This window comes from Blastococcus sp. SYSU D00868, assembly GCF_054050575.1.
Window position 1 is genome coordinate 94903 of record NZ_JBJGZO010000017.1, and the last position, 7495, is coordinate 102397.

General features: G+C 77.0%; 6 protein-coding genes. 2 read left to right on the forward strand and 4 right to left on the reverse strand.

Annotated elements, in window-relative coordinates; all coding sequences use genetic code 11:
* Positions 1-5: 5 nt before the first annotated feature.
* On the reverse strand, positions 6-692 hold the full coding sequence (locus ACI79F_RS15395) for a LuxR C-terminal-related transcriptional regulator (protein ID WP_456543263.1): 687 nt from the start codon (positions 690-692) through the stop codon (positions 6-8).
* Positions 689-2197: a sensor histidine kinase gene (locus tag ACI79F_RS15400; protein WP_456543262.1), complete on the reverse strand. Its 1509-nt coding sequence runs from the start codon at positions 2195-2197 to the stop codon at positions 689-691. The genes ACI79F_RS15395 and ACI79F_RS15400 overlap by 4 nt, the downstream gene beginning before the upstream one ends.
* A gap of 253 nt (positions 2198-2450) precedes the next feature.
* Between ACI79F_RS15400 and ACI79F_RS15405 the strand changes: the two genes are divergently transcribed.
* Together ACI79F_RS15405 and ACI79F_RS15410 are read left to right on the forward strand one after the other, a co-directional pair.
* The gene (locus ACI79F_RS15405; RefSeq protein ID WP_456543261.1) at positions 2451-3146 is read left to right on the forward strand and encodes a TasA family protein; all 696 of its coding nucleotides are present in this window, start codon (positions 2451-2453) and stop codon (positions 3144-3146) included.
* A 161-nt stretch (positions 3147-3307) separates the two neighbouring features.
* Positions 3308-4837, forward strand: coding sequence for a protein kinase domain-containing protein (locus tag ACI79F_RS15410; protein WP_456543260.1), 1530 nt, complete (start codon positions 3308-3310; stop codon positions 4835-4837).
* A gap of 9 nt (positions 4838-4846) precedes the next feature.
* Here ACI79F_RS15410 and ACI79F_RS15415 read toward each other — a convergent pair whose 3' ends face one another.
* The gene (locus ACI79F_RS15415; RefSeq protein WP_456543259.1) at positions 4847-5584 is read right to left on the reverse strand and encodes a dihydrofolate reductase family protein; all 738 of its coding nucleotides are present in this window, start codon (positions 5582-5584) and stop codon (positions 4847-4849) included.
* A 1-nt stretch (position 5585) separates the two neighbouring features.
* A complete protein-coding gene (gene treZ, locus ACI79F_RS15420) occupies positions 5586-7337 on the reverse strand; it encodes a malto-oligosyltrehalose trehalohydrolase (protein ID WP_456543258.1) in 1752 nt (583 codons plus the stop codon).
* Positions 7338-7495: the final 158 nt, after the last annotated feature.

Genomic DNA, 7495 nt, shown 5'->3' on the forward strand with positions numbered 1-7495 from the left:
CCGCCTCAGCGGGCGGGAGCCACCAGCGGGTCGTCCAGCCAGCCGGCCTGGCGGGCCAGCGCGACGGCCTGCAGCTGCGAGGAGACCTGCAGCTTGCTCAGGACGGCACGGATCTGCGTCCGCACCGTGGCCTCGCTGACGTGCGCCGCCGCCGCGATGGCCGCCGCGGGCAGGCCGTCGGCCATGCAGCGCAGCACCTCGTCCTCCCGCGGCGTGAGCGAGCGGAAGGGCGCCAGCCGCGACTCCTGCTCGGTCCGGGCCCGCCGGGCGGCGGCCAGCAGATCCTGCCGGCGCCCCTCGTCGAGGACCCGCTCGCCGCCGTGCACCGCGCGGACCACGGCGACGAGGTCGTCGAGCGCGGTCTCCTTGGCCACCACCGTGGCCGCCCCGCGCTCGACGGCGGTGCCCCACACGTCGTCCCCCACCTCGCCGGTGACGACGACGACCCGGCAGCCGGCGCCGGTGAGCGGGCCGACCAGGTCCAGGCCGTCGATCGGCTCGCCGTCCTCCCCGGTGCCCAGCCGCAGGTCGAGCAGCACGGTGGCCGGCGCGGCGGCGGCGCAGGCGGCCCGCACGCCGGCGGCGGTGCGCGGCACGACCCGCTCGGCAGGGAGTCCGGCCGCGGCGAGCCCCAGCTGCAGGGCCTGGGCGAAGAGCGAGTGGTCGTCGACGAGCAGCACCGGCGCGGTCACCGGCGCGCTCCCACCGGCGCGGGGGCCGCATCGGCGGCCGCGCGGGGGCGGGGGATCGCGGCGGCGCGGACAGCCGTCGGGCCCGTGCCCGCTGCCCGCGTGACCGGCAGGGTGAGCACGAAGCGGCAGCCGCGGTCGGCGTCGGCGGCGACCAGGTCGCCGCCGTGCCGGCGGGCCAGGTCGCGCGAGATGGCCAGGCCCAGCCCCTCGCCGGGGCTGGCGGCGCCGCGTTCGCCGGCCTCGAAGGCCGCGGCGCGCCGGGCCGCCGGGAGGCCCGGGCCGTCGTCGGCGACGGTGACGGTGAGCCGCTCGCCCACCTCGACGGTGAGGGTGCACAGGGCGCCCGGGGCGTGCACCAGGGCGTTGCCGAGCAGGTTGCCGACGATGACGGCGAGGGCGTCGCCGTCGAGGCCGACCGGCCCGGCTCCGGTCGGCGCCCAGCGGACGCGCAGCCCCCGCTCGCGGTGGCTGACCACCAGGGGGCGGACCAGCCGGTCGACGTCCACGTCGCTCAGCCGCGGGGTGCGGTCGGGCAGGCGGAGCAGGCGCTCGACCCGCTCGAGCTCGGCGGCCATCGACTCCTCGAGCTCGGCCCGTGCCGGTCCGGCGACGTGCCGGACCGCGGAGCCGGCCGCCCGCACCCCGGCGACCGCGGCGCGGGCGTCGTGCAGGCAGGCGCGCGCCTGCTGGAGCTGGCGCTCGTGGGCGGCGACCTGTTCCAGCAGCCCGGCGACGTAGCGCTCCTGACCGGCGAGGGCGTCGGTGAGCCGGCGGACGGCGGAGAGGACGGCGACGACGGAGGCGGCCACGAACGCGAGGTCGTTCACGGTGCGGACCGCCAGCGTCGCGCCGGGCAGTGCGGCGGGCAGCATCGCGAGGGCGGTCAGCCCGGACAGGATCAGCGCGATGGCGGCCAGGGCCCGCGCGGCCCGGCGGTGGCCGCTGCTGAGCTGGTCGCTGCGCCACGCGGCGACGGCCGTGGCGCCCCAGAGCAGCGACATGCCGAAGCAGGCGGCGGCCAGGCCGGGGCGGGCGAGCGCGGGGACGAACGCGCCCAGGGCCATGAGCAGCGCCCCGCCGAGGGTGGCCGCCAGCAGGGCGAGCGTGACGGGACGGCGGCGGGTGCCGGCGCCGGGGAAGGCCCGCAGGACGGCGGTTGCCGCGACCGCGCAGACGACGAGGGCGACCGTGTGGCCCACCGCCGTCCAGCGGTGCTCGAGGAAGGCGTGGGTGACGGCGCTGGCCGGCCGGTGCAGGCCGACCAGCAGCAGTCCGACGCCGATCTGCGCCGTCGTGTCGTTCCCGGTGACCCGCCAGCGCAGCAGGAAGCCGCAGCCGGCGCCCAGGAAGCCGAGTGTGCCCAGCACGGCCATGACGGCGTGCCGCGCCTCGTGGCCGGCCAGCACCACCAGGGCGATCGCGAGCGCGACGACGGCGACACGGGCGGGCCCGACCCGCCCGGCGATGCCCCGGAGCGATGCCGGAGCGGTGGTGGTGCAGCGCATACGTGGACCCCCCGTGGTCGTCGCTGGAGAGCAGACCACGACGGAGTGACTCCACCGACACGGCCGCGCCTCTGGAGGGGGCCGTGCGCCGAGCGGGACGGCTGTGACGAGCGAGACGGGGTGGCGCCGGATCAACAGATTCGACGATGTCCGGAGGTGGGGGCGCACCGGAGTCTCGTCGTCGACGCCGGGGGCGCAGCGCCCGGTGAGAGACGTCCGTCGGTCGACGGGGACATCGACAGGGAGACCCACCGTGAAGAAGATCGCCATCGCCTCCGCCGCCATGGGCGGCGCCGCGCTCATCGCCTTCGGTGCCAGCGGCACCTTCGCCGCCTTCAGCGACACCGACACCGTCAACAACACCGCGGCAACCGCGGGCTCGCTGGTGATCGACGCGACCGGCACGACGACGACCGCCATGGCCGGGCAGCGACTGGTCCCGGGGCAGAGCGTCGAGCGCACGTTCCTCGTCGAGAACGACGGGCAGGGAGTGGCCGGTTACCCCTCCGCCAAGGTCACCAAGATCACGAACACGGAGGACGGCTGCACCTCGACGAGCGAGGGCCAGGCGGACGACTGCACGAACCCCAGCGCGGGCGACCTCGCTGCGCAGACCCTCGTCGCCTACAAGCAGTACGCGGTCTCGCCGAACGGCACCTGTGGCCCTGCGCCGACCACCGGCTACGTGCCGCTCGGCATCCTCTCGCAGATCCAGAACGTGTCGGCTGCGTCCCCCGCTCCGCTGGCGGCGGGCCAGAAGACCTGCGTCGCCTTCCAGCTCACCCTGGTGGACAACTACGGCGGCACCACGTTCAACAACAACCTGGCCCAGGGCGACTCGTTCTCGGTCGACATCGAGTTCGGCATCACGCAGGTGACTGGCGGCAGCGTCGCCGGCTCGGGGGTTCAGAACCCCCTGACTCCGGCTCCCGCGGGTCTGCCTGGCTGATGTCCTGACTGCACAGAGGGCGGTCCGGGGACTCCCCGGGCCGCCCTCGCGGCGTTCCGCCAGGTGACGCGCCGGAGGACGCCCGGTCGGGCGGCCCGAGGCGGGGCGGCGGATCATGGACGGCCGGACCCCACCGGAGGGGCCGGGCAGAGGAGAGGTGCGTGCAGCCGGGGCCGACCGTGATCGCCGACCGCTACGAGCTGCGGTCGCTGCTGGCGACCGGCGGGATGGGCCGGGTGTGGCGCGCGCACGACACCCGGCTGGGCCGGGACGTCGCGATCAAGGTGCTGCGCAGCGAGTTCACCGGCGACGCCTCCTTCCTCGCCCGCTTCCGCGCCGAGGCCCGGCACACCGCGGTGCTCAGCCACCCGAACATCGCCACGCTGCACGACTACGGCGAGATCACCGAGGGGCCCGAGCACCTCGCGTACCTGGTGATGGAGCTGGTGGACGGCGAGTCGCTGTCCCAGCTGCTCGCGCGGGAGGGACGGCTGGACCCCGCCCGCGCCGCCGCCGTCCTCCGGCAGACCGCGGCCGGGCTGGGCGCCGCGCACGCGCTCGGCGTCGTCCACCGGGACGTGAAGCCGGGCAACGTGCTCGTCGCCCGCGACGGCACCTGCAAGCTCACCGACTTCGGCATCGCCTCGTCGGCGGCCAGCGTGCCGCTCACCGGCACCGGCCAGATCATCGGCACCGCGCACTACCTGTCGCCCGAGCAGGCGCAGGGCGCCCCCGCCACCCCGGCCAGCGACGTCTACGCCCTCGGCCTGGTCGGCTACGAGATGCTCGCCGGACGCCGCGCCTTCGAGGGCGAGAGCTCCGTCCAGGTGGCCCTCAAGCAGATCCACGAGCTGCCGCCGCCGCTGCCCGCCGACGTCCCCGAGGGGCTGCGCGCCGTCGTCGGCCGCGCCCTGGTCAAGGACCCCGCGCAGCGCATCCCCACGGGCGCCGCCTTCCGCGACGCGCTCGACGCGGCGCCCGCCGGCCGGCCGGTCGCGGACGTCGACCGGGCCGACACCGCCGTCCTGGCGCCGCCGCCGGTCGCTCCGACGCCGTCCGGCCCGCCGCCGGTCACCCGGGTCCTCCCCGCCGCCGCTCCCACGGCACCGGCGGCCGGACCGCCGCCGCAGCCGTTCGGAGCACCGGGCACCGACCGGCCGCGACGACGTCCCCGCCGCGGCCTGCTCGCCGGGGCGGCCGTGCTCGTCGCCCTGTTCGCGCTCGGGGTCGTGCTCGCGCTGGTCCTCCGCAGCGGGGACGACCCCGGGTCGGGGGAGGCGGAGACCACGGCGAGCGCGCCGGCCGACCAGGGGACGAGCGCCCCGGCGACGCCGACCGCCGAGGAGCCGCCTCCGGTGCAGGTGGCCGCCGATGACTACGTCGGCCGCCCCGTCGACCGGGTGCAGGCCGAGCTGACCGAGCTCGGCCTGCGGGTGCAGCTGCGCCCGGTCGCCACCGGCGACGCCGACGAGGGCGACGTGCTGGCCCTCGACCCCGTCGGCGCGCTCGCGCCCGGGGACGTGGTCACCGTGACCCACGCGGTCGCCCCGCCGCCCGCGGACGAGGGCGACGAGGGCGAGGGCGACGACAGCGGCCCCGGCAACAACGAGAACGGGAACGGCGGCAACGGGAACAACGGGAACGGCAACGGCAACGGCAACGGCCGGGGCGGCCGGGGCGGGGACGACTGAGCCCCGGCCTCAGCCGTCCAGCGTGTACCGGGTGAACAGGACGCCGTCCTCCTCGAGCACCTGCGACAGCCGCGGCCGCACCGGCTCGGCCAGCGCGCCGGGCAGCAGCCGGGTCTCGCCGCCGACCAGCGCGGGGGAGAGGGTGAGGTCCAGCTCGTCGACCACCCCGGCGGCCAGCGCCGCGGCGAACAGCGCCGGCCCGCCCTCGCAGACCACCTGCTCCAGCCCGCGCCCGGCCAGCTCGTCCAGCGCCCGCGGCAGGTCGACGTCGTCCTCGCCGCAGACCAGCACGGTCACCCCGGCCTCGGCCAGGGCCGCCCGCCGGTCCGCGTCCGCGGCCGCGCAGGTGACGAGGATCGTGGAGTCCACCGCCAGCCGGTCGCCCGGCGCCAGCGACGCCCGCCGCGAGACGACGGCGATCGGCGCCGACGCCGGCCGCCCCAGCGCGGTCCGCAGCGCCCCGACCGCCGGGTCCGCCGCCACCGGCCGGTAGCCCTCGGCCGACGCCGTCCCCGCGCCGACGAGCACCGCGTCGGCCAGCGCGCGCAGCGTGCGGAACACCCGCTTGTCGCCGGGCGAGCCCAGCCCGCCGCTGCGCCCCTGGATGGCGATCGCGCCGTCCAGCGAGCAGACGAAGTTCACCCGCACCGCGCGGCCGGGCAGCCGGTAGGCGTCGGCCAGGGCGGCGTCGTCCAGGTCGGCGGCCGGGGCGGTGGCCGGGCCCGGCGCCGGCAGCAGGCGGCGCACCTCAGGCGGTGGTGACCACGGCCGCGCTCTCGGCGGGCAGCGTCACGGTCGGGCCGTCCAGCGTGGGCTCGTCACCCGTGGAGAACAGCACGCCGGTCGCCGTCCGGTCCAGGTCCACCTCGCGCGGCTCGCCGGCGAGGTTGGCGACGACCCGCAGCGCGCCGCGGTGCACGACCAGCCAGCGGTCCTCGTCGTCCCAGCTGACCTCGACCGCGGACAGGTCCGGGTCGACCAGGTCCGGCTCGGCCTTGCGCAGCGCCAGCAGCGCCCGGGTGGTGGCCAGCAGCCGGGCGTGCGGCTCCCGGGCGGGCTCCGACCAGTCCAGTTTCGAGCGGGTGAAGGTCTCCGGGTCCTGCGGGTCGGGGACGACGTCGGCGTCCCACCCGTGCTCGGCGAACTCGCCGATCCGGCCCTCCGCGGTCGCCCTCCCCAGCTCGGGCTCCGGGTGGCTGGTGAAGAACTGCCAGGGCGTGGTGGCGCCCCACTCCTCGCCCATGAACAGCATCGGCGTGAACGGGCTGGTCAGCACGATGGTGGCGCCGACGCCGAGCAGGCCGGGGGAGAGGGAGGCGGAGATCCGGTCGCCGACCGCGCGGTTGCCGATCTGGTCGTGGTCCTGCAGGTAGCCGAGGAACTTCCAGCCCGGCAGCGCCGCGGTGTCGACCGGCCGGCCGTGGTGCCGCCGCCGGAAGCTCGACCACGCGCCGTCGTGGAAGAACGCGCCGGTCAGCGTCTTGGCCAGCCCGCCGAGCCCGGCCTCGGCGAAGTCGGCGTAGTAGCCCTGCCCCTCGCCGGTCAGCGTCGCGTGCAGCGCGTGGTGGAAGTCGTCGCTCCACTGCGCGGTCAGCCCGAGGCCGCCGGCGGCCCGCGGCGTCACCATCCGCGGGTCGTTGAGGTCGCTCTCGGCGATCAGCGTGAGCGGCCGGCCCACGGCCACCGACAGCTTGTCGACCTCCTGCGCCATCTCCTCGAGCACGTGCGTGGCGCGCTCGTCGACCAGCGCGTGGACGGCGTCCAGCCGCAGCCCGTCGACGTGCATGTCGCGCAGCCACATGAGGGCGTTGTCGATGACGTAGCGGCGCACCTCGTCGGAGTCCGGCCCCGACAGGTTGATCGAGTTGCCCCAGGTGTTGGCGCCCTCGGCGAACACCGGGAAGAACAGCGGCAGGTAGTTCCCCGACGGGCCCAGGTGGTTGTAGACGACGTCCTGGATCACGCCCAGCCCGCGCTGGTGGCAGGCGTCGACGAACCGCTGGTAGGCGGCCGGGCCGCCGTACTCCTCCTGCACCGTGTACCAGAGGACGCCGTCGTAGCCCCAGTTGTGCGTGCCGTTGAAGCCGTTGACCGGCAGCAGCTCCACGAAGTCCACGCCCAGGTCGACCAGGTGGTCCAGCCGGCCGACGGCGGCGTCCAGCGTGCCCTCGGGGGTGAAGGTGCCGACGTGCATCTCGTAGACGACGCCGCCGGCCAGCGGGCGGCCGGTCCACGCCTGGTCGGCCCAGCCGTGCGACGCCGGGTCGTAGCGGCGGGACAGCCCGTGCACGCCCTCGGGCTGCCGCCGCGACCGCGGGTCCGGCCGGGGGGTCTCCTCGTCGTCCAGCAGGAAGCCGTAGTCCGCCTCGGGCGCGGCCTCGACCGTGGCCCGCCACCAGCCGTCCTCGTCGCGCTGCATGTCGGAGACGGCGCCGTCGACCTGCAGCCGCACCCGCTCGGGCACCGGCGCCCAGACGGCGAACTCGACGGGCTGGGACATGCGGGGACCTCCCGGAGGGGGACGACGGCGGCCGCCCGATCATGCCCGGGGCTCGGCGGCTCAACCGCGGCGTGGGGGGCCGGGGGGGGGGGGGGGGGGGGGGGGGGGGGGGGGGGGGGGGGGGGGGGGGGGGGGGGGGGGGGGGGGGGGGGCGCGCG

Excerpts from the sequence above, each read along its gene's own strand:
- treZ (WP_456543258.1), bottom strand. The coding sequence starts at position 7,337 with ATGTCCCAGCCCGTCGAGTTCGCCGTCTGGGCGCCGGTGCCCGAGCGG.
- ACI79F_RS15400 (WP_456543262.1), bottom strand. The coding sequence starts at position 2,197 with ATGCGCTGCACCACCACCGCTCCGGCATCGCTCCGGGGCATCGCCGGG.